The organism is Pseudomonas sp. ML2-2023-6 (assembly GCF_037055265.1).
In the GTDB taxonomy this organism is placed as follows: Bacteria; Pseudomonadota; Gammaproteobacteria; order Pseudomonadales; family Pseudomonadaceae; genus Aquipseudomonas; species Aquipseudomonas kulmbachensis.
In genome coordinates this window covers 5,054,275-5,075,379 of sequence record NZ_CP146347.1, presented here as the reverse complement: position 1 = coordinate 5,075,379, position 21,105 = coordinate 5,054,275, and the positions used below count along the sequence as shown (strand labels likewise).

Sequence of the window (21,105 nt, the reverse complement as noted above, 5' to 3'; positions counted from 1 at the left end):
GCGTAGTGGGCCCGGTATGTTGATGGCCTGCGGCCCTTATCGCAGCCAGCGGCTACAGGTGCTTAACAACGGAAACAATCCCGCCCACAACAGGCTCAACCCAAGCAGAGTCGGCCACAGGCCCAGTGGAAATTGCACCGCGCCCAGCCTTTGCCCCGCGTAATACGATAACGGCCCACCGATTGCGCCCAGCAAAATAGCGCGCCACAACGGCTTTGCGGTCCATGCCAGGCAATGGTTCAAGGTGATGGCCAGCAGTGCCCATAACAGCACCAGCCAGAACGGAATCAAAACCCCGGCTTGCTTGAAGGCGAAAACGCCGGCATTCAGCAGCAGGCCGTCCACCGTGCTGCCGAGCACGCACACGACGGCGATTAAACGGACTTGCGCCAATGAGCGACTTATCCACAGCAGATGCGCCAACAGCGCGCCGCCTGCCAGCAGTAACCACAGGCTATTGCCGCCCAGTACACAGGCAAACCAGCCGAGCTGGAACAGCCCGGCATTGATAAGGTTCTTAAGCATTAAACCGGCCGAGCAATGGCTCGGGCATGGCCGCAGGTTTGGCCAGCAACAATTGTGCGGTGCCGATGCTGCGCTCCAGAAAGCCACCTTCGCAGTAGCAAAGGTAAAACTCCCACAGGCGCAGAAAGTATTCGTCGTAGCCCAGTTCTGTTAATCGACCGTGGGCACGACGAAAGTTCTCGTGCCACAGACGCAGGGTTTTAGCGTAGTGCAGGCCAAAATCCTCCATGTGCATAAGATTCATGTCAGTGTCCTTGCCGACAATTTCGAGCATTTTTTTTACGCTGGGCAGCGCGCCACCTGGGAAAATGTAGCGCTGGATAAAGTCCACGCTGCTTTTGGCTTGCTCGTAACGCTGTTCGCGAATGGTGATGGCCTGCAACAGCATCAGCCCATGTGGCTTGAGCAGGTGGGAGCATTGTTTGAAGTAACTGGGCAAAAAATGATGCCCGACCGCTTCGATCATTTCGATCGACACCAGCTTGTCGTATTGCCCTGTCAGATCGCGGTAATCCTCCAGCAGCAAGGTCACCTGATCGTGTAAGCCTAATGCGTCAACCCGGGCTTTGGTGTAGTCGAATTGCTCTTTGGACAGCGTCGTGGTCGTGACCTTACAACCGTAATGCTGCGCTGCGAACAGCGCCATGCTGCCCCAGCCAGTGCCGATTTCGAGCAAGTGGTCTTCGGGCTTGAGGTTGAGCTTTTGACAGATGCGCTCAAGCTTATTGAGTTGTGCTTGTTCCAGGGTGTCGTCAGCACTTAAAAACTGTGCCGCTGAATACATCATCGTGGGGTCGAGAAACTGTTCAAACATCTCGTTGCCCAGGTCGTAATGTGCGGCAATGTTTTTTTGCGAGCCTTTGCGGGTATTGCGATTGATCCAGTGCAGGCCGCGTATCAGTGGGCGGCCCAGACGGGCGAGGCCACCCTCCATGGCATCGAGCACCTCCATATTGCTGACCAGCACCCGGATCACTTTGGTGAGGTCGGGGGAACTCCAGTAACCGTGAATAAAGGCTTCACCGGCACCAATCGAGCCGTTGCTGGCGATCATGCCCCACAGGCTTGCATCATGAATCTGTACTTCGCCGACCAGGCCCGCAGTGCTGTCACCGAACATCAGGCGTTCGCCATTTTCGATGACAACCAAATGGCCATTTTTCAACTGGCCGAGTTGGCGCATGACCCCACGGCGCAGCAACGCGCTGGTCAGATTGTGGGTAGTCGATAGTGAGGATTTGCTCACCAGGCTAGGGCTCTTCATGGCGTTTATCCTTGGGTTGCAGGGCGGCAATGCGAAAGGCGCCGTCGGCGGCCTGATGGGAAAAAATCGGTGTGCGCTTGAGAAACAGGCGCAAGGCTTGCCAGTAAATGGCCAGACAGGTTTTTGCAGTCATCCACGGAAACTGCCGCAAATAGCGATGTAGCCCCGCGCGGTCCAGCGTGCTGCGCTGCAGGTTGAGGGTGGCATCAAACAGTTTCAGCTCCCCCTGCCAGTCGGCCATATGCACCCCGAGGCGGGCCTGTGGCGGGCTGAAACTCATGCGGTATTCCAGATCCCGTGGCAGAAAGGGCGAGACGTGAAAGGCCTTGGCCACGACGGCATGCTGAAAACCGTCCCCCTGAGTCGGGAGCACGTAGTGATAGCGTTCGCGCCAAGGCGTATTGGTGACTTCGCACAAGATGGCGGCCAGTTTTCCGTCAGCCTCGTAGCAGTAAAAGAAACTCACCGGGTTGAAGGACAGCCCCCAGCTGCGGGCTTGTGTCAGTAAACAGATCGAGCCTTGCGGCGTATGCCCTAAAGCAGCACTTACTTGCTGGCGAACCGCGTCAATCAAGCGCATGCCGGTTGTGGTGAAGGTTTTCAGGTAATCGGTTTCACGAAAGGAGAAGGGTGCAAAGCGGCTTTTTCCGGCCAGCGGTGATAGCCCGAGTACAGCGTCTTGCTCATCCAGGTCCAGATACAACAGACCGATCTGATAGCGGAACGCATGGATGGTCGGCGCAAAGCGTCGATGGGCAATCCAGCCGCTGTACAGGGCGCTGTTCATAGGTGCTGGCCAAAGGCTTGGGCCACGCGCAAGGCGCTGACCACGCCATCCTCATGAAAGCCGCTGGCCCAATAGGCACCGCAAAAATAGCTGTGCTGCTCGCCCAGCAATTCTTTCCAGCGCGCTTGTGCGGCAACGGCGTCCAGGCTGTATTGCGGGTGGGCATAGGTGTAGCTGGCCAGTACTTTGAACGGATCAATCGCTGAGGTTTGATTGAGACTGACGCACAAAGTCGCGTCGCTCTGAATACCTTGCAGGATATTCATGTTGTAGGTCACAGCCGCACGTTTTTGCCCTGCTGCGCCCAATCGATAATTCCAGCTGGCCCATGCCAGTTTCCGGTCCGGCAGCAGGCGGGTGTCGGTGTGCAGTACTACGTCATTATTGTAATAGGGCATCGCCCCCAGGATTTGCTTCTCTGCGGTCGAGGGCTTGGCCAGCAGGCTGAGGGCCTGGTCGCTATGGCAGGCAAAGATCACCTTATCGAAGTATTCAGTGCCCCTGGCGCTATGTACAAGAACCCCCTGTTCATTGCGCGCTACCTGCATGACCGGGCAATTGAGACGAATTCGGTCGGAAAAGCCTGCGATCAACGGTTTTATGTAAGCACTTGAGCCGCCTTCAATCACACGCCATTGCGGGCGATTGCTGACGCTGAGCAAACCGTGATTCTTGAAGAAACGCACAAAAAACTGCAGCGGAAAGGTCAGCATATCGGCCAATGACATGGACCAGATTGCGGCCCCCATCGGAACGATATAGTGCTCGATAAAGCGCGACCCATAACCCTGTTGTTGCAGGTAGTCGCCCAGTTGGGTGTCGCTGGCAATACGCTGTTCGTCCAGATCACGAATGGCTTGGCGATTGAAACGTAAAATATCGCGCAACATGCCCCAGAACCTGGGCGACAACAGGTTGCTGCGCTGGGCAAACAAGCTATTGAGGGTATTGCCGTTGTATTCGAGTTTGCTGTCAGTGTCGTGCACTGAAAAACTCATTTCAGTGGCTTTTGAGCGAACCCCCAACTGGTCCATCAGCTTGATGAAATTGGGATAAGTCCAGTCGTTGAATACAATGAACCCAGTGTCCACGGCATAGGTTTTCCCTTCGACGTTCACCCATACGGTGTGGGTGTGGCCGCCTACCCAGTCACTGGTCTCGAACACGCTGATATCGTGTTCCTTGTGCAACAAGTAGCCGCAGGTCAGCCCCGAAATGCCGCTGCCAATGATCGCGATTTTCATGATGGCTTACCGTCTGAGGTCCTTGCCAGGCGTTTGCCTAGCGCCACTTGCAGGCGTTTTGGCAAGTTTGCCAACAACCGCAAGGTGGCGATAAATACTGTGGGGAATGCGATTTCCAGCGGGTGTTTGTCCAGGCGCTGGCAAATATGCCGTGCAGCTTTTTGCGCGGACCAGCGCATGGGCATTGGGAAGTCATTGTTTTCGGTGAGCGGAGTGTCGACAAAACCAGGGCTGACCAAGGTGACGTCGATGCCTTCCTGAGCCAGATCGATACGCAACGATTCGAGCAAGTAACGCAGGCCCGCTTTCGATGCCCCGTACGCCTCGGCCCGTGGTAATGCCCAATAGGTGACGGAGCTGACCACCCCTACCAGATGCGGGCGCGAACCTGCGCGCAGTAAAGGCAGCGCACTTTCAAGGCAATAGCTGCTGGCCAGCAGGTTGGTGCGCACCACGCGCTCGACCAGCGCCGCGTCGAACTGACGGACGTCGACATATTCACAGGTCCCGGCGTTGAGGATCACGCTGTCCAGTGCGCCCCAGGCTTGCGCGATGCGCTTGCCGATTTCGCGTACTTGCGCACTGTCGGTCAAGTCGCCGGGCACCAGCAAAACTTGCCCAGGGTAACGGTCGGCCAAGGCTTTCAGGGGCTCCAGCGTGCGGGCGCTCAATGCCAGCCGAGCGCCGCCTTCGAGCAATGTCTGCGCCATGTGCGCGCCAATCCCGCTGCTGGCGCCCGTCAGCCAGATCCGTCGCCCGTCAGCCATGGCTCACCTCCAGCATTTGGCGTGATGGCAGATTTTTGAAAGCGCTCAGGGCGCGGTCGCGGCTTTGGCTCAAGTTAACGATGGGGACCGGGTAATTGGCCACGCCAAACAGTCCGCCAATCAAGGCGGGGTTGTGCAGCTGTTTTTTATTCAGGTCCGCCAGTTCGGGCAGCCAGTGCTTGATAAATCGACCTTCGGGGTCGAAGCGCTCTGACTGAGTCAGCGGGTTGAAGATTCGAAAATACGGCACGGAGTCGGTGCCGGTGGAAGAGCTCCACTGCCAGCCGCCGTTGTTGGCGGCCAGGTCGCCGTCGATCAAGTGCTGCATAAAAAAACGTTCGCCTTCACGCCAGTCGATCAACAGGTTCTTGGTCAGGAACATCGCTACTACCATACGCAGGCGGTTGTGCATCCAGCCGGTTTGCAGCAGTTGTCTGATGGCCGCGTCAATGATCGGGAAGCCCGTACAGCCCTGTTTCCAGGCGGCCAGTTCAGTGGGCGCGTCACGCCACGGCAGAAACTCTGTTTCGGGGCGAAAGGCGCGGTGCCGCGAGACCCGTGGGTAACCCACCAGAATGTGCTTGTAGAACTCGCGCCATAGCAGCTCCGTGATCCAGGTAGATACGCCGGGGCTGCCGCTTTCAAACTCACCGTTGTTGCTTTGCAGGGCGGCATGCAGGCACTGCCGGGGGGAGATAACGCCCGCTGCCAGATAGGCCGAAAGCTGACTGGTGCCGGGTCTGGCTGGCAGGTCGCGCTGGTCCTTGTAGTATTCAATCTGTTCGTCGGCAAACTGCGCCAGACGTTGCCGAGCTTCCTCTTCCCCCGCAGGCCATAGCGCCCGTAACGCCGCACCGGGCACAGCAAAACCGTCAACTGTTTCAGGCAGGGAGTCGCGTGTGATGTGCAACGGCGCTTGGGCCTTGGGGCTGGCGACAATTTGCGGCATGGCCATGTGCAGGCGGTTGTAGCAGACCTTGCGAAATTGACTAAACACCTGAAAGTACGAGCCGGACTGCGTCAGGATGCTGCCTGGCTGGAACAGCAGTTGGTCGAGGTAGCTGTGAAATTCAATGCCCTTGGCGTCAAGGGCTTGAGCCACTGCTTTATCGCGACGGGTTTCGTTGATCCCGTATTCCTGGTTGGCGTGGACCGCCTCGATACCCAGTTGCTGGCACAACTCAAGGAGGACCGCCGGCGCCTGATCCCAGGTTGCAGCGGTACGAATCAGCAGCGGGATATTGAGCTGCTGCAGGCTGTCGCTCAGGGGGCGCAGGTTGCGCAGCCAGAAGTCGACCTTGCACGGCGCGTCGTCATGGGCCCGCCATTGATCAGGGCTGATGAGGTAAACGGCCACGGTTGGGCCGCGTGTGGCGGCGGCGCTCAGGGCGGTGTTGTCGTAGTGGCGCAAATCGCTGCGCAGCCAGATCAGTTGCATGTTGATTCCTTGACTAGAAGAGTCCGAGCTGACTGAGCCGTTGATGGGCCTCAAGCGGATCAAGCGCCAGGAACAATCCTGGGATTTCAGTGGTACATACGGCTAACTCGGCGCTATGGATGCATACCGTTGGTCCGGCAATCAGAGTCGGGCAATCGATACCATTGAGCAGCTTTGGCAGCTGTTGGGGGTTGAGGGTCTGGCTCGAATAGAGCACCACCGCAGGAGACTTGAGGCGTTCAGCGGCTAATGCCAGCTCCCCGTTGGGAAGGGGGGCGTCGAACACCTCCACCGGGCAATGGCTGCTGCTCACCAGCCAGGCGGTGAGCCAGAGGTGTGCTTCGAAATACTGGGGCGAATGGTTGATCAGCAGGATGGGCGCCCCTTTGAGCGAGCGATTGTTGTGGTAGATCCGGGCACCTAACTTGCTGCGCAGCCAGGAACTGAAGAACACTCGCTCCAGCTGCGCCCCGAACTGGCCCTGCCAGCGTTGTTCCAGCTCGCTTAACAGCGGGATCAGCAACTGCTCGCACAGCGTTTGTGCCGGATACAGCGACATGACCTGATTAAAGTTGTCATCGAGCTTGCGCTCGGCCAGTTCGGTGATGGCCAGCGTCAGGACCTGGCGCCACGCCTGCCAGTCGTTACCGACAGGTTCACGGAATGCTGGCGCAATATCGAGCAGCGGTTTGACCTGGCTGACCGGTACTCCACGATTGAGCCAGGTCAGAATGTGTCGGATACGCAGGATATGTTCGGCCGAGAACAGCCGATGGCCCTTGGCCGTACGGTGCGGAACGATCAGGCCGTAACGCCGTTCCCAAGCGCGCAGGGTCACGGCATTTACTCCGGTGATACGGGCCACTTCCCGGATCGGCTGCCAGCCTTCAGCCAGTGCCTGGCTATAGTCGGCATCGGGGGTATTGGGCATGATCCGGTCGTCATTCATGGTCAGATCGCATTGCGCAGGCTGAGATTTTCCGGGTGCGGCTGCAGGTAAACCTGGCGCGAAATATAAGGGTGCGGATGCAGGCGAAAGTGATGCTTGAGCAAGGTCAGCGGCACCACCAGCGGTACGATGCCGTGCAGGTACTGACCAATCAATTGCTGCACTTCCTGCTTGTCTTCAGGGCTGATGGATTGCTTAAGGTAGCCGCTGATGTGTTGCAGCACATTGGTGTGGGTGCGGCGTGTGGCACATTGTTTCAGCGCTTTCATCAGTTCGCTGAAGTACTGCGAGGCGATCTCGCGTGGGTCGTTTTTGCCAATACGGCCCAGCATATTGCCCAGTGTTCTGTACTGCGCGGGGTGGTGGGCCATGAGCTGGTATTTATAGCAGGCGTGAAAATCTGTCAGAGAGCGGCGGGTGATCCCGGTTTTGAGCAATGCCTGCCAGGCGCTGTACGCATAAACCCGGGTCAGGAAGTTCTCGCGCAGAACCGGGTCATTCAATCGGCCGTCTTCCTCCACGGGCAAGTCAGGGTGTGCGGCGCAAAACGCTTGGGCGTAAATGCCTCGCCCGCTCAACTCGGCAGGGCGGCCGCCGTCCTGATAGACCTTGACCCGCTCCAGGCCGCAGGACGGTGACTTCTGCATAAAGATGTAGCCGCTAATATCGGTGTGCGCGGCGGCCATCTCCAGCCCGTAGTCGTGCAAGGGTTGGGTCACGTTCAACGTGCTGTCGACACTGCCTACGGCTTGTGGCTGTGCAGGGCTGCCCACCAGACGCACGGGTTGGCGCGGGATGCCCAGGCCGATGGCGACCTCGGGGCAGAGCGGGACAAATTCGAAGTGTTCACTCAGGGCCTGGCTGCACAGCCGCGACTCTTTATGCCCGCCGTTGAAACGAACCTCGGCCCCCAGCAAGCAGGCGCTGATGGCGATTTTCGGTTTGTGCTGGGTTGAGACGGCGCTGGCCATGTGACGAACCTCCAAGAATTACTTGTACATCTTTTATTCGATGTACAACCTTGGTTCATCATAAGCCTGATGTTGTACAAGTCAAATTACTTGTACAGGTATTTGGGTGGGTGGCGAGAACTCTCGTAGCCGCTGCCGAACGCAGCCAGCGGCTACGGGGTATTAATCCAGATGCTCGATCAACCGGCGCGCAGCCTCCTGGCCGCTCAACCATGCACCTTCGACACGGCCCGACAGGCACCAGTCGCCGCAGGCGTACAGGCCCAGGTCGGAATCCGCCAGAGCTCCCCATTCATGGGCTGCGGCTGGTCGGGCGTAGAGCCAGCGGTGGGCCAGGGTGAAAATCGGCGCTGGGGTAGGGAAGTGCATTAGCTCGGCAAATGCGCCATGCAGTTGTTCGATGACAGCCTCTTTAGGCAAGTCGAGATTTTGTTTGCTCCAGGCACTGGTCGCGTGCAAAACCCAAGTGTCAGGCTGGTGGTCACGCCCTGGTTTACTGCGGTTTCGGGCCAGCCAGTCAAGCGGGCTGCCTTGTACGAAGCAGCCTTCCATCGGCGTGTCGAGTGGTGATTCAAAGGCCAGGGCGACGGCCCAGGCAGGTTCCATTTTTACCCCTGCTGCAGTGCTTGCCAGTTTTGGCGCGCTGGCCAGCAGAGACGTGGCTTGCGGCGCCGGGGTGGCGATGATGACGTGGCTGAACGGGCCGTGTTCGCCACCCTCGGCATCCAGCAGGTGCCAATGCTTTTCACCGCGTATCAGGTCGGTGATCTGGCATGCAAAGCTCACCGGCAGATGGCCTAGCAGGCCGCGGGTAATGGCGCTCATGCGTGGCTTGCCGACCCAGCGGGTCTGCTCGTCAGGGGAGGGGCTCAACTGACCGTTTTTATAGTGGTACAGGTGTGGCTCCCACTCGATGGCCCAGCCATTGGCTTGCCATTGTTGGACTTCATCGACAAAGCGCCGGTCGCGAGCGGTGAAGTACTGAGCCCCCAGGTCCAGTACCCCAACATCGCTGCGCTTGCTCGACATGCGTCCGCCGCTACCACGGCTTTTATCGAAAAGATGAATCGCGTGTCCTGCCTTGTGCAGAGTGTTTGCTGCTGCCAGCCCGGCTATGCCGGCGCCGATGATCGCGATAGGTACAGTCATTATGGCCTCGTTCTCTGTTTGCACAGACTACGCCGTCGGCAATACCTGTACAATTCTATTTGTTAGTATAGGTTTTAGTGTTTCTTTCAGATCCATGTGGCCTATTCTTAAGTCAGCTCGAAGACCGATAAAAGGTCTTGGTATAAAAATAGACCAGTGCTCCCGATAAAACTCCTTACGAGGATCAACTCATGCACATATTGCTGACCGGCGGTACAGGCTTGATAGGGCGTCAGCTCTGTCGTCACTGGCTGGCGCAAGGCCATCGCCTCAGTGTGTGGAGCCGGCGCCCTGAGCAAGTGGCTCAATTGTGCGGTGCTCAGGTCAAGGGTATCGCCACACTTGAAGCGCTTGGGCAGGATCCCGTTGACGCGGTGATCAACCTCGCTGGCGCACCCATCGCTGACCGGCCTTGGACGCGTAAACGCAAGGCCCTGTTGTGGAGCAGCCGCATCACCCTGACTGAAACCCTGCTGGCCTGGCTTGAAAGCCGTGAGCACAGGCCATCGGTGCTGGTATCCGGCTCGGCCGTTGGCTGGTATGGCGACGGTGGCGAGCGTGAGCTGACAGAGGACTCGCCGCCAGTCAGCGAGGATTTTGCCAGTCACTTGTGCATCGCCTGGGAAGAAACCGCGCAACGCGCGCAGGCCTTGGGCATGCGCGTGGTACTGGTGCGCACGGGGCTGGTGTTGGCAGCCGAGGGCGGCTTTTTGTCGCGCTTGCTACTGCCTTTCAAACTGGCGCTGGGCGGGCCGATAGGCAATGGTCGGCAATGGATGCCATGGATTCATATCAAGGATCAAATTGCCCTGATTGATTTTCTTGTGCATGAGAATGCCGCCAGCGGTCCTTATAATGCCTGCGCGCCGCACCCGGTACGCAATGCCGAGTTCGCTCAAACCCTGGGCCGCGTACTGCACCGTCCGGCGTTTATGCCCATGCCAACATTTGTCTTGCGCGTGCTGCTGGGCGAGATGTCAGGTTTGTTATTGGGTGGTCAGCGGGCAACACCTGCAAGGTTGCTGGCTGCCGGTTTTACTTTTCAGTTCACCGATTTGCGTGCGGCGCTAGATGATGTAGCCGCCCGCCTCTGAAATAGGATGTTGCATGACCGACCACGCGCTGTTGCTGGTTAACCTGGGTTCGCCGGCGTCTACTTCGGTAGCGGATGTACGCAGCTACTTGAACCAGTTTTTGATGGACCCGTACGTGATCGACTTGCCGTGGCCGGTACGGCGTTTGCTGGTATCGCTGATCCTGATCAAGCGCCCGGAGCAGTCCGCCCATGCCTATGCCTCGATCTGGTGGGAGGAGGGCTCGCCGCTGGTAGAGCTCAGCCGCCGCTTGCAGAAGGCGATGACCAAGGAGTGGACCCAGGGCCCGGTTGAGTTGGCCATGCGCTACGGTGAGCCATCGATTGAAACGGTGCTCACCCGTTTGGCTGAGCAGGGCATCAAAAAGGTCACGCTAGCACCGCTTTATCCACAGTTTGCCGACAGCACCGTGACCACGGTGATTGAAGAAGCCAAGCGCGTGGTAAAGAGCAAAAAACTGCCTGTTCAGTTCTCCATCGTGCAGCCGTTCTACGATCAGCCCGAGTATCTCGATGCATTGGTCGCCAGCGCCAAGCCACATCTGGAACAGGATTACGACCATCTGCTGCTGAGTTTTCACGGCCTGCCAGAGCGGCATTTGCACAAGCTGGACCCGACCGGCAACCACTGCTTCAAGAATGAAGACTGCTGCCGAAATGCTTCGCCCGCTGTCCTGGCGACCTGTTATCGGGCGCAGTGTTTGCGTACTGCCCAGGCCTTCGCCGAGCGTATGGGGCTGCCTGAGGGCAAGTGGTCGGTGGCGTTCCAGTCCCGTCTGGGCCGGGCCAAGTGGATCGAACCCTACACTGAGGCGCGCCTGGATGCGTTGGCCAAGCAAGGGGTGAAAAAGATTCTGGTGATGTGCCCGGCGTTTGTGGCCGATTGCATCGAAACCCTGGAAGAGATCGGTGATCGCGGACGCGAGCAGTTCATTGAGGCGGGGGGCGAGGAGTTGGTGCTGGTGCCGTGTCTCAATGACAACCCGCAATGGGCAAAGGCATTGAATACATTGTGTGAAAGAGCGCCGTTGGCGCTGTAGTAGCGGTTATCTGATGTGGGAGCTGGCAAGCCAGCTCCCACATCAGATACTTAGGTTGTCAGGTCGATTCAGATAACCGGCCCACCACCTTTCTTGTGCTTCCAGCTGTCATTGCCCGGCAGGATCAGGTTAAGCGCTATCGCAACGATGGCGCACAACGCGATGCCCTTGAGACCGAAGTCTTCCGGGCCCATGCCTGTACCGATCAGCACACCGCCAATCCCGAATACCAGCGTTACCGACACGATCACCAGATTGCGCGCTTCACTCAGGTCAACCTGGTGGCGGATCAGGGTGTTCATGCCTACAGCGGCAATCGAACCGAACAGCAGGCACAGAATTCCGCCCATCACTGGCACTGGAATACTTTGCAGCAGCGCGCCGAACTTACCGACAAAAGCCAGGCTGATGGCGAAGATCGCCGCCCAGGTCATGATTTTCGGGTTGTAGTTCTTGGTCAGCATCACTGCGCCCGTTACTTCGGCGTAGGTAGTGTTGGGCGGTCCGCCCAGCAGGCCAGCAGCGGTGGTAGCGATGCCGTCACCGAACAGCGTGCGGTGCAGGCCCGGTTTTTTCAGGTAGTCACGACCGGTTACGCTGCCCACGGCAATTACGCCGCCGATATGTTCGATGGCCGGGGCAAGTGCCACGGGAACGATAAACAGAATCGCCTGCCAGTTGAACTCGGGAGCGGTGAAGTGCGGCATGGCGAACCAGGGCGCCGCGGCGATCTTGGCGGTGTCGACGACCCCGAAGTAGAACGCCATGCCAAAACCCACCAGCACACCGGCAATGATTGGCACCAGACGGAAAATCCCTTTACCGAATACAGCCACGATCAAGGTGGTCAGCAGCGCTGGCATCGAGATCATCATGGCGGTTTGATAGTGGATCAGCTCGGAGCCATCTTCAGCGCGGCCCATGGCCATATGCGCAGCGATGGGCGCCATTGCCAGGCCAATCGAGATAATCACCGGGCCAATCACCACGGGTGGCAGCAGGCGATCAATAAAGCCGGTGCCTTTAAGCTTTACCGCGAAACCGAGAAAGGTGTACACGAAACCGGCTGCCATTACGCCGCCCATGGTCGCGGCCAGGCCGAACTGGCCCTTGGCGAGAATGATCGGGGTAATGAAAGCGAAACTCGAAGCCAGAAAGACCGGCACCTGGCGGCGGGTCACGATCTGGAACAGCAGAGTCCCGAGACCCGCCGTGAACAGTGCAACGTTGGGGTCGAGGCCGGTAATCAGTGGCATCAACACCAACGCGCCAAAGGCCACGAAGAGCATCTGTGCGCCAGAGATAATCTGGCGCCAGAGCGGGTCGTTGAACTCGTCCTGCATGTTATACGTCCTTTTGCTTGGTGCCGAAGATCTTGTCGCCGGCATCGCCCAAGCCCGGAATGATGTAGCCGTGCTCGTTCAAACGCTCATCAATAGAGGCGGTGTAGATGGTCACGTCAGGGTGAGCGGCTTCAACCGCAGCAATCCCTTCTGGTGCAGCAACCAGCACCATGGCGCGGATCTCTTTGCAGCCGGCTTTTTTCAGCAGGTCAATGGTTGCAACCATCGAGGAGCCAGTGGCCAGCATCGGGTCGATAATCATCGCCAGACGCTCGTTGATTTCCGGCACCAGCTTTTCCAGGTAGGTGTGGGCCTGGAGGGTTTCTTCGTTACGGGCAATACCGACAGCGCTGACTTTAGCGCCTGGAATCAGGCTGAGTACGCCTTCGAGCATGCCGATACCCGCACGCAGAATCGGTACGACGGTAATTTTCTTGCCAGCGATTTTTTCAACCTGGACGGTGCCGCACCAGCCTTCAATCTCGTAAGTTTCGAGGGTCAGGTCTTTGGTGGCTTCGTAGGTCAGCAACGCGCCGACTTCCTGAGCGAGCTCACGGAAGTTCTTCGTGCTAATGTCTGCGCGGCGCATAAGGCCGAGCTTGTGACGGATCAGCGGATGGCGGATCTCACGGATGGGCATAAGTAAAGGCTCCGGTTGGGCAGGCAAAAAAAGCGGCCTAGATTAATCTAATCCGGGGTGATGTCCTACAGACATTACTGCACGTTAGTCCATAAATGCTTGATCTGAGCCATGCGGATGCGTACCTTTGCCCGCTTTTCTTGCACAACCCCCCCTGGAGAGCGTCATGTCTGCTGATCTCGAGCATATCCGTCAAATCATGCGAGAGGCTGACTGCCTGTACACCGAAGCTGAAGTCGAGGTGGCAATTGCCCGCGTAGGTGCGCAAATCACGGCTGAAATGGCTGAGACCAATCCAGTGGTATTTTGTGTGATGAACGGCGGCCTGATTTTTTCCGGCAAGCTGCTCACCCATCTGAAATTTCCGCTTGAAGCGTCGTACTTGCACGCCACGCGCTATCGCAATGAAACCACAGGCGGTGACCTGTTCTGGAAGGCCAAGCCAGAAGTATCGTTCATTGACCGTCACGTGCTGATCATCGATGACATCCTGGATGAAGGTCACACCCTGAGCGCGATCGTCGAGTTCTGCAAACACGCCGGTGCCCGTCAGGTGCATACCGCGGTATTGATCGACAAGGACCACGACCGCAAGGCGCGCCCGGACCTGAAGGCCAACTACGTAGGTTTGCCGTGTATTGACCGTTACATCTTCGGCTACGGTATGGACTACAAAGGCTACTGGCGTAATGCCGCTGGCATCTATGCGGTCAAAGGCATGTAACAAAGGATGTTGAAGCTTTCATCACGAAAGCTTCAACCCGGTTCTACCTCCATGAGTGTGCTGACATGCTGGCTATTTTCCTTCAGACGCTCACGATCACAGCCCCGGTGTTTGCCATGCTGTTTTTGGGCGTGGTGCTCAAGCGTGTGGGCTGGATCAATGACAACTTTATCCATACAGCGTCGGCCTTGGTGTTTAACGTCACCATGCCGGCGTTGTTGTTTCTGGGTATTTTGCATGCGGATCTGAGAGCTGCCCTGCAGCCCAAGGTGCTGGCTTACTTCGTTCTGGCAACTTTTCTCAGTTTTGCGCTGGCGTGGGGTTGGTCGATCTGGCGTTGCCCGCGTGAAGATCGCGGGATCTACACCCAGGGTGCATTTCGCGGGAACAACGGGGTTATCGGCCTGGCGCTGGCGGCCAGCATGTATGGCGATTACGGGATATCGTTGGGCGCGGTGCTCGCCGGTCTGGTGATTCTGCTCTACAACACCCTGTCGACCATTGTGCTTGCAGTCTATAGCCCGGTGATCAAGTCCGACCCCTGGAGCATCTGCAAAAGTGTGTTCAAAAACCCACTGATCATCAGTGTGCTGGCTGCTGTGCCGTTCGCGGTGTTCAAGATCAGCTTGCCCGGCTGGTTGCAGGCATCGGGTGAGTACCTGGCGGCGATGACCTTGCCGCTGGCACTGATTTGCATCGGCGGTACGCTGTCGTTGGCGAGTTTGCGTAAAAGTGGCGACATGGCGCTGAGCGCCAGCCTGGTGAAAATGGTCAGCATGCCGCTGTTGGCAACCTTGGGTGCCTGGCTCTGCGGCTTTCGCGGGCCGGAACTGGGGATTCTGTTTTTGTACTTCGCCAGCCCGACGGCCGCTGCCAGTTATGTCATGGCGCGGGCGGCCAATGGCAATCACGAGTTGGCCGCCTCGATTATCGTGATCACCACCTTGATGGCAGCCATCACGACCAATATCGGCATTTTTGTGTTGCAGTGGGGCGGTTGGATTTAGCCTCTGCGGCTCAGTGCTGTCGCCGCCATGCGCGCAGGGTGCTGAACAGCAGAAACAGCAGCAGCGCCGGCAAGATAAAGAACAGCATCAGGTGTTCAAGCTTGCCGGCCAACGGCATGCCGGTGGTGAAGGACACCACGTGCAGGCCATAAGCCAGATACAACCCCAGAAACAACACCCCTTCACCACGGGTCACGCGGTAGCCGGTGTAGAACACGGGCAGGCACAGCGCCGCAACACCCAGCATCACCGGCAGGTCGAACGCCAGCGCATTGGGCGACACGGACAAGGGTGTGGGTGCCACCAACGCAGTCAGGCCGAGAACTCCCAACAGGTTAAAGACGTTACTACCAATCACGTTGCCGACGGCAATTTCGCGCTGGCCGCGAAACGCTGCAATCAGGGAAGTGGCCAGTTCTGGCAGCGAGGTGCTGACGGCAATGATGGTCAGTCCGATTATCCGCTCTGACAGCCCCAGTTCAGTGGCTAGCGTGACTGCGGCCCCGAGCAGCAGATGCCCGGCAAGCCCGAGCAGACCCAGAGCTGCGAGCATCAGCAGTAAGTTGTGCAGCCAAGAGGTACGGGGCAAATCGTGGCTGGCGTGATGATGGCCGCTGTGGCGAGATTGGCGCAGCAGCAGGGCCAGATAGATCAGTAGGCCGCCTAGCAAGACCACGCCGTCCAGGCGGTCGAGTTGTTTGTTCAGCGCCAGGGCGAATACCAGGCCGCTGGCCAGGATCATCAGGGGTATGTCCAGTCGTACCAGTTGACGGGACACGCGCAGGGGAATGATCAGTGCCGAGAGCCCGAGGGTGACCAGGATATTGAAGATGTTACTGCCGATCACACTGCCCACGGCAATGTCGGCGGTGTCATTGAATGCAGCCTGCAGGCTGACGGTCATCTGCGGTGCGCTGCTGCCCAGTGCCACCACGGTCAAACCGATCAGCAGTGGACGCACTTTCATGTTGGCAGCGATGCGCACGGCGCAACGCACCAGTAATTCGGCTCCTGCGATCAGCAGCACGAGGCCACAGAGCAATTGCAGCAAGTTCCACGGTGATAGAGCGCTCAAGCCAAAAATAGCGACAACTCCCTCAATTAATCACTCAAGCCCTGAACCCGGACTTTGGCTGTGCCTGTACGCAGCATATCCAACTGCTGGGCGGCCTTGCGCGAAAGATCGATCAGGCGGCCACGGGTGTGCGGCCCGCGATCATTGATGCGCACCACGACGGATTTGTCGTTGCTTAAATTGGTCACCAGTACCCGCGTGCCGAAAGGCAGGCCAGGGTGGGCGGCAGTGAGGGCATGTTGGTCGAAGGGTTCGCCGCTGGCGGTTCGCTTGCCGTGGTGGCGAGCGCCGTAATAGGAGGCAATGCCGGTTTTGTCATAGCCGCGGGGGTCTATGTCATGGCTGGCACAGCCAGCGAGCAAGCTGAGCAGGGCGCAGGCGCCGAGTAGCCGCTTCATGGGGAATCCTTTTTGTTAGCCGTTAAATAAGCTATAGCCGCTGCCGCAGGCTGCGATGGGTTGCATAGTGCCCCCGCTTTTTTATCAAAAGCGAAGGTCCTGCGGCCCTTGTCGCAGCCTACGGCAGCGGCTACAAGCTTTGCTTTTAGCCTTCGAGCTTGCTTTTGAGCAGTTCGTTGACCTGTTGCGGGTTGGCTTTGCCTTTGGAGGCTTTCATCGCCTGGCCCACAAAGAAGCCGAACATCTTGCCGCGCTTGGCTTCGTCTGCCGCACGGTATTGCTCGACCTGTTCTGCGTTGGCCGCCAGCACTTCATCCAGCACCTTTTCAATCGCGCCGCTGTCGGTGACTTGCTTGAGGCCGCGCTTTTCAATGACATCGTCGGCAGTGCCTTCGCCATTGGCCATCGCTTCCAGCACGACCTTGGCGATTTTGCCGGAGATGGTGTTGTCCTTGATGCGCTGCAGCATGCCGCCCAGTTGCTCGGCGCTGACCGGCGACTGGTCGATGTCCAGGGCTTGCTTGTTGAGCAGGCTGCCCAACTCGACCATCACCCAGTTGGCCGCCAGTTTGGCGTCGCCACTGATGCTCACGACTTTCTCGAAGTAGTCTGCTTGTTCGCGGCTCGAAGCCAATACGCTGGCGTCGTAGGCCGACAGGCCGAACTGGGACTGGAAGCGCTCGCGTTTCTGCGGTGGCAGCTCCGGCAGAGTGGCGCGCACGTCTTCGATAAACGAATCTTCGATGACCACTGGCAGCAGGTCCGGGTCGGGGAAGTAACGGTAGTCGTTGGCTTCCTCCTTGCTGCGCATGGCGCGGGTTTCGTCCTTGTTCGGGTCGTACAGGCGGGTCTGTTGAATGACCTTGCCGCCGTCTTCGATCAGTTCGATCTGACGTTGTACTTCGCTGTTGATCGCCTTCTCGATGAAGCGGAACGAGTTGACGTTCTTGATCTCGCAGCGTGTACCGAACTCGGCCTGGCCAACCGGGCGAATCGACACGTTACAGTCGCAACGCAACGAGCCTTCTGCCATGTTGCCGTCGCAGATGCCCAGGTAACGCACAAGGGCGTGCATCGCCTTGACGTAGGCCACGGCTTCTTTGGCGCTGCGCATGTCCGGCTCGGACACGATTTCCAGCAGCGGCGTCCCCGCACGGTTCAGGTCGATGCCGGTGGCGCCGCTGAAGTCTTCGTGCAGGCTTTTGCCAGCATCTTCTTCAAGGTGGGCACGGGTGATGCCGACGCGTTTGACGGTGCCGTCTTCCAAGGTGATATCCAAGTGGCCCTTGCCGACAATCGGCAGTTCCATTTGGCTGATCTGGTAGCCCTTGGGCAGGTCCGGGTAGAAGTAGTTTTTGCGGGCAAATACGTTGTGCTGAACAATTTCAGCATCAACTGCCAGACCGAACATCACGGCCATGCGCACGGCTTCCTGGTTCAGCACCGGCAGTACGCCGGGCATGCCCAGGTCAACCAGGCTGGCCTGGGTGTTCGGTTCTGCACCAAAAGTGGTAGCACTACCGGAGAAAATCTTCGATTGGGTGGCGAGCTGGGAGTGAATTTCCAGCCCGATCACAACTTCCCATTGCATATGTTTTTCCTCAGAAGCCGGCAGGTGAGCGCGTGTGCCAGTCAGTGTTCAGCTGGTACTGATGGGCAACGTTGAGCAAGCGACCTTCCTGGAAGTAAGGCGCGAGCAATTGCACGCCCACTGGCAAGCCATCGACAAAACCGGCTGGCATCGACAGGCCCGGCAGGCCCGCGAGGTTGGCGGTAATGGTGTAGACGTCTTCCAGATAGGCCGAAACCGGATCGCTGTTTTTAGCGCCGATTTTCCAGGCCGGGTTAGGCGTGGTCGGGCCGAGGATGATGTCGACTTCGTTGAACGCAGCCATGAAGTCATTTTTGATCAGGCGGCGGATTTTTTGCGCTTGCAGGTAGTAAGCGTCGTAGTAACCCGCCGACAGGGCGTAGGCACCGACCAGAATCCGGCGCTGTACTTCCGGGCCAAAGCCTTCGGCGCGCGAGCGCTGGTACAGGTCAGTGAGGTCTTTCGGGTTTTCGCAGCGATGGCCGAAGCGTACGCCGTCAAAACGCGACAGGTTGGACGAAGCTTCTGCTGGCGCGATCACGTAGTACGCAGGAATCGCGTGCTGCATGTTCGGCAGGCTGATGGGCTTGATCACGGCACCGAGCTTTTCCAGCTCTTTGATGCTGTTGTGGACCAGCTCTGCGATGCGCGAGTCGAGACCTTCGCTGAAGAACTCCTGAGGCACGCCAATGCGCAGGCCTTGCAGCGAACCATTAAGGTTGGCGCTGAAGTCCGGCACGGGTTCGTCGATGCTGGTGGAGTCTTGCGGGTCGAAACCGGCCATGCCTTGCAGCAGGATGGCGCAGTCTTCGGCCGTGCGGGCCAACGGGCCGCCCTGATCGAGGCTGGAGGCGTAAGCAATCATGCCCCAGCGCGAAACACGACCGTAGGTCGGTTTCAGGCCAGTGAGATTGGTCAGCGCTGCCGGCTGTCGGATAGAACCGCCGGTGTCGGTGCCAGTCGCGGCAGGTAACAGACGAGCGGCAACGGCTGCTGCCGAACCGCCAGACGAACCGCCCGGAACATGCTCAAGGTTCCACGGGTTTTTAACCGCCCCGTAGTAGCTCGATTCGTTGGCCGACCCCATGGCGAACTCGTCCATGTTGGTCTTGCCCAAGGTCACAGCGCCAGCGCCAGCCAGTTTGGCAACCACGGTGGCGTCATACGGGGCCTTGAAGTTGTCGAGCATTTTGGAGCCGCAGCTGGTGCGTACGCCCAAGGTGCAGAACAAGTCCTTGTGACCGATCGGCGCGCCCAGCAGGGCACCGGTTTCACCGTTGGCGCGACGTGCGTCAGCGGCCTTGGCCTGCTCTAGGGCGAGGTCTTCGGTGAGGGTGATGAAACTGTTGAGCTGAGGATCGAGCTGGGCGATACGCGCCAGCAGGGTCTTGGTCAGCTCTTCGGAGGAAAACTTTTTATCGGCGAGTCCGCGGGCGATCTCGGCCAGAGTCAATTGATGCATGCAGGCTCTTTCCCTTTACTCGATGACTTTCGGAACCAGATAGAGGCCGTTTTCGACCGCTGGTGCGATGGACTGATAAGCCTCGCGATGATTGCTTTCAGTCACGACGTCTGCGCGCAGGCGCTGGCTGGCTTCCAGTGGGTGGGCCAGAGGCTCGATACCGGTGGTGTCGACGGCCTGCATCTGATCAATCAGCCCCAGAATGCTGTTAAGGGCTTCGGTGGTGCGTGGAATATCGGCATCATTGAGGCCAATACGGGCCAAATGAGCGATTTTTTCCACGTCGGAGCGGTCAAGCGCCATGGGATTCTCCAGTGGAAAACAGGACGGATGCTATCCGTGTGTTAGATTGTCGGAACACTACCGCATTTCTACGGTCATATGGCCGCGATTATGGGCATTGGTGCTCGGAAAAGCGTCCAATTTAACATATTGGCGCCTTGCCCAAAATCCCTGTCGTTGTTAGAGTTTGCCGCACTTTTTTACCCACGCGTTGCCTAGGGTCCCTTTCCCATGTTCAAGAAACTGCGTGGCATGTTTTCCAGCGATCTTTCCATCGACCTGGGCACTGCCAACACCCTTATTTACGTGCGTGAGCGCGGTATTGTCCTGAATGAGCCATCGGTTGTGGCTATTCGGACACACGGTAACCAGAAAAGTGTCGTTGCCGTCGGCACCGAGGCCAAGCGCATGCTTGGCCGTACACCGGGCAACATTGCTGCCATTCGTCCGATGAAAGACGGCGTTATTGCCGATTTCAGCGTTTGCGAAAAAATGCTGCAGTACTTCATCAACAAGGTGCATGAAAACAGTTTCCTGCAACCTAGCCCGCGAGTTCTGATTTGTGTGCCTTGCAAATCGACTCAGGTAGAGCGTCGTGCCATTCGTGAATCGGCACTCGGTGCCGGTGCCCGTGAAGTGTTCCTGATCGAAGAACCAATGGCTGCTGCCATCGGTGCCGGCTTGCCGGTTGAAGAAGCACGCGGTTCGATGGTTGTCGATATCGGTGGTGGTACCACTGAAATCGCCCTGATCTCCCTGAACGGTGTGGTTTACGCCGAATCCGTACGGGTGGGTGGCGACCGTTTCGACGAAGCGATCATCACTTACGTACGTCGCAACTACGGCAGCCTGATCGGTGAGTCGACTGCCGAGCGCATCAAGACCGAAATCGGTACGGCTTTCCCTGGCGGTGAAGTACGTGAAGTCGACGTGCGCGGCCGTAACCTGGCAGAAGGCGTACCACGTGCCTTCACCCTGAACTCCAATGAAGTGCTTGAGGCTCTGCAAGAGTCGCTGGCAACCATCGTTCAGGCTGTGAAAAGCGCACTGGAGCAGTCTCCGCCAGAATTGGCTTCGGACATCGCCGAGCGTGGTCTGGTACTGACCGGTGGTGGCGCCTTGCTGCGTGATCTCGACAAGTTGCTGGCTCAGGAAACTGGTCTGCCGGTGATTGTTGCCGAAGACCCGCTGACCTGCGTTGCGCGTGGCGGTGGCCGTGCGCTGGAAATGATGGATAAACACACAATGGACCTGCTCTCCAGCGAATAAGATCGTGTGGTGCAGTCCTTTGGTTATCATCAGAAGGTAGCACTTTGCAGTGCTGCCTTTTGGCGTTTATCTTCTGTCAATCTTCAT

Annotated in this window: 21 protein-coding genes; 5 read left to right on the top strand and 16 right to left on the bottom strand. The window is 58.2% G+C overall.

Annotated features, from left to right (window positions below; translation table 11 throughout):
* Positions 1 to 36: 36 nt before the first annotated feature.
* The 9 genes from V6L79_RS23590 to V6L79_RS23550 all read right to left on the bottom strand — a co-directional run bounded on the left by V6L79_RS23590 (position 37) and on the right by V6L79_RS23550 (position 9,094).
* On the bottom strand, positions 37 to 525 hold the full coding sequence (locus V6L79_RS23590; protein WP_261739661.1) for a DUF2878 domain-containing protein: 489 nt from the start codon (positions 523 to 525) through the stop codon (positions 37 to 39).
* On the bottom strand, positions 518 to 1,789 hold the full coding sequence (locus V6L79_RS23585; RefSeq protein WP_321834519.1) for a cyclopropane-fatty-acyl-phospholipid synthase family protein: 1,272 nt from the start codon (positions 1,787 to 1,789) through the stop codon (positions 518 to 520). Before V6L79_RS23585 ends, V6L79_RS23590 begins: the two co-directional genes overlap by 8 nt.
* Entirely contained in the window at positions 1,776 to 2,576 is an 801-nt protein-coding gene (locus tag V6L79_RS23580; protein WP_261739659.1) for a DUF1365 domain-containing protein, read from the bottom strand. The genes V6L79_RS23585 and V6L79_RS23580 overlap by 14 nt, the downstream gene beginning before the upstream one ends.
* Positions 2,573 to 3,820 (bottom strand): NAD(P)/FAD-dependent oxidoreductase, encoded by a 1,248-nt coding sequence (locus tag V6L79_RS23575; protein WP_261739658.1) that lies wholly within the window; start codon positions 3,818 to 3,820, stop codon positions 2,573 to 2,575. Before V6L79_RS23575 ends, V6L79_RS23580 begins: the two co-directional genes overlap by 4 nt.
* Positions 3,817 to 4,587, bottom strand: coding sequence for an SDR family oxidoreductase (locus V6L79_RS23570; protein WP_261739657.1), 771 nt, complete (start codon positions 4,585 to 4,587; stop codon positions 3,817 to 3,819). The genes V6L79_RS23575 and V6L79_RS23570 overlap by 4 nt, the downstream gene beginning before the upstream one ends.
* The gene (gene phrB / locus V6L79_RS23565; protein WP_338579575.1) at positions 4,580 to 6,025 is read right to left on the bottom strand and encodes a deoxyribodipyrimidine photo-lyase; all 1,446 of its coding nucleotides are present in this window, start codon (positions 6,023 to 6,025) and stop codon (positions 4,580 to 4,582) included. The genes V6L79_RS23570 and phrB overlap by 8 nt, the downstream gene beginning before the upstream one ends.
* Before the next feature lie 13 nt (positions 6,026 to 6,038).
* Positions 6,039 to 6,974, bottom strand: coding sequence for a MerR family transcriptional regulator (locus V6L79_RS23560; protein WP_338579573.1), 936 nt, complete (start codon positions 6,972 to 6,974; stop codon positions 6,039 to 6,041).
* A gap of 2 nt (positions 6,975 to 6,976) precedes the next feature.
* The gene (locus tag V6L79_RS23555; RefSeq protein ID WP_321834513.1) at positions 6,977 to 7,945 is read right to left on the bottom strand and encodes a DUF523 and DUF1722 domain-containing protein; all 969 of its coding nucleotides are present in this window, start codon (positions 7,943 to 7,945) and stop codon (positions 6,977 to 6,979) included.
* Between the two features lie 162 nt (positions 7,946 to 8,107).
* Positions 8,108 to 9,094, bottom strand: a complete 987-nt coding sequence (locus V6L79_RS23550; RefSeq protein WP_261739653.1) for an NAD(P)/FAD-dependent oxidoreductase — start codon at positions 9,092 to 9,094, stop codon at positions 8,108 to 8,110.
* A 191-nt stretch (positions 9,095 to 9,285) separates the two neighbouring features.
* On the opposite strand from V6L79_RS23550, the gene V6L79_RS23545 reads away from it, so the two are divergent.
* Together V6L79_RS23545 and hemH are read left to right on the top strand one after the other, a co-directional pair.
* Entirely contained in the window at positions 9,286 to 10,188 is a 903-nt protein-coding gene (locus tag V6L79_RS23545; protein ID WP_338579572.1) for a TIGR01777 family oxidoreductase, read from the top strand.
* 13 nt (positions 10,189 to 10,201) lie between these two features.
* Positions 10,202 to 11,227, top strand: a complete 1,026-nt coding sequence (gene hemH, locus V6L79_RS23540) for a ferrochelatase (protein ID WP_338579571.1) — start codon at positions 10,202 to 10,204, stop codon at positions 11,225 to 11,227.
* 68 nt (positions 11,228 to 11,295) lie between these two features.
* Here hemH and V6L79_RS23535 read toward each other — a convergent pair whose 3' ends face one another.
* Entirely contained in the window at positions 11,296 to 12,570 is a 1,275-nt protein-coding gene (locus tag V6L79_RS23535; RefSeq protein ID WP_261739650.1) for a uracil-xanthine permease family protein, read from the bottom strand.
* 1 nt (position 12,571) lies between these two features.
* Positions 12,572 to 13,210, bottom strand: a complete 639-nt coding sequence (upp, locus tag V6L79_RS23530) for a uracil phosphoribosyltransferase (RefSeq protein WP_261739649.1) — start codon at positions 13,208 to 13,210, stop codon at positions 12,572 to 12,574.
* Between the two features lie 166 nt (positions 13,211 to 13,376).
* Between upp and V6L79_RS23525 the strand changes: the two genes are divergently transcribed.
* Both V6L79_RS23525 and V6L79_RS23520 read left to right on the top strand, forming a co-directional pair.
* Positions 13,377 to 13,934 (top strand): hypoxanthine-guanine phosphoribosyltransferase, encoded by a 558-nt coding sequence (locus tag V6L79_RS23525; protein ID WP_048360104.1) that lies wholly within the window; start codon positions 13,377 to 13,379, stop codon positions 13,932 to 13,934.
* Between the two features lie 65 nt (positions 13,935 to 13,999).
* Entirely contained in the window at positions 14,000 to 14,941 is a 942-nt protein-coding gene (locus tag V6L79_RS23520; protein WP_261739648.1) for an AEC family transporter, read from the top strand.
* 10 nt (positions 14,942 to 14,951) lie between these two features.
* Here V6L79_RS23520 and V6L79_RS23515 read toward each other — a convergent pair whose 3' ends face one another.
* The 5 genes from V6L79_RS23515 to gatC all read right to left on the bottom strand — a co-directional run bounded on the left by V6L79_RS23515 (position 14,952) and on the right by gatC (position 19,770).
* Complete coding sequence (locus V6L79_RS23515) at positions 14,952 to 15,992, bottom strand: calcium/sodium antiporter (protein WP_321837598.1); 1,041 nt, start codon at positions 15,990 to 15,992, stop codon at positions 14,952 to 14,954.
* A 50-nt stretch (positions 15,993 to 16,042) separates the two neighbouring features.
* Positions 16,043 to 16,414 (bottom strand): septal ring lytic transglycosylase RlpA family protein, encoded by a 372-nt coding sequence (locus V6L79_RS23510; protein WP_261739647.1) that lies wholly within the window; start codon positions 16,412 to 16,414, stop codon positions 16,043 to 16,045.
* Between the two features lie 145 nt (positions 16,415 to 16,559).
* Complete coding sequence (gene gatB, locus V6L79_RS23505; protein WP_261739646.1) at positions 16,560 to 18,005, bottom strand: Asp-tRNA(Asn)/Glu-tRNA(Gln) amidotransferase subunit GatB; 1,446 nt, start codon at positions 18,003 to 18,005, stop codon at positions 16,560 to 16,562.
* A gap of 10 nt (positions 18,006 to 18,015) precedes the next feature.
* On the bottom strand, positions 18,016 to 19,467 hold the full coding sequence (gene gatA, locus V6L79_RS23500) for an Asp-tRNA(Asn)/Glu-tRNA(Gln) amidotransferase subunit GatA (protein ID WP_338579570.1): 1,452 nt from the start codon (positions 19,465 to 19,467) through the stop codon (positions 18,016 to 18,018).
* 15 nt (positions 19,468 to 19,482) lie between these two features.
* Positions 19,483 to 19,770: an Asp-tRNA(Asn)/Glu-tRNA(Gln) amidotransferase subunit GatC gene (gene gatC / locus V6L79_RS23495; protein ID WP_095040392.1), complete on the bottom strand. Its 288-nt coding sequence runs from the start codon at positions 19,768 to 19,770 to the stop codon at positions 19,483 to 19,485.
* Positions 19,771 to 19,980: 210 nt separating this feature from the next.
* On the opposite strand from gatC, the gene mreB reads away from it, so the two are divergent.
* Entirely contained in the window at positions 19,981 to 21,018 is a 1,038-nt protein-coding gene (mreB, locus tag V6L79_RS23490; RefSeq protein ID WP_003439856.1) for a rod shape-determining protein MreB, read from the top strand.
* The last annotated feature ends 87 nt before the right edge of the window (positions 21,019 to 21,105 follow it).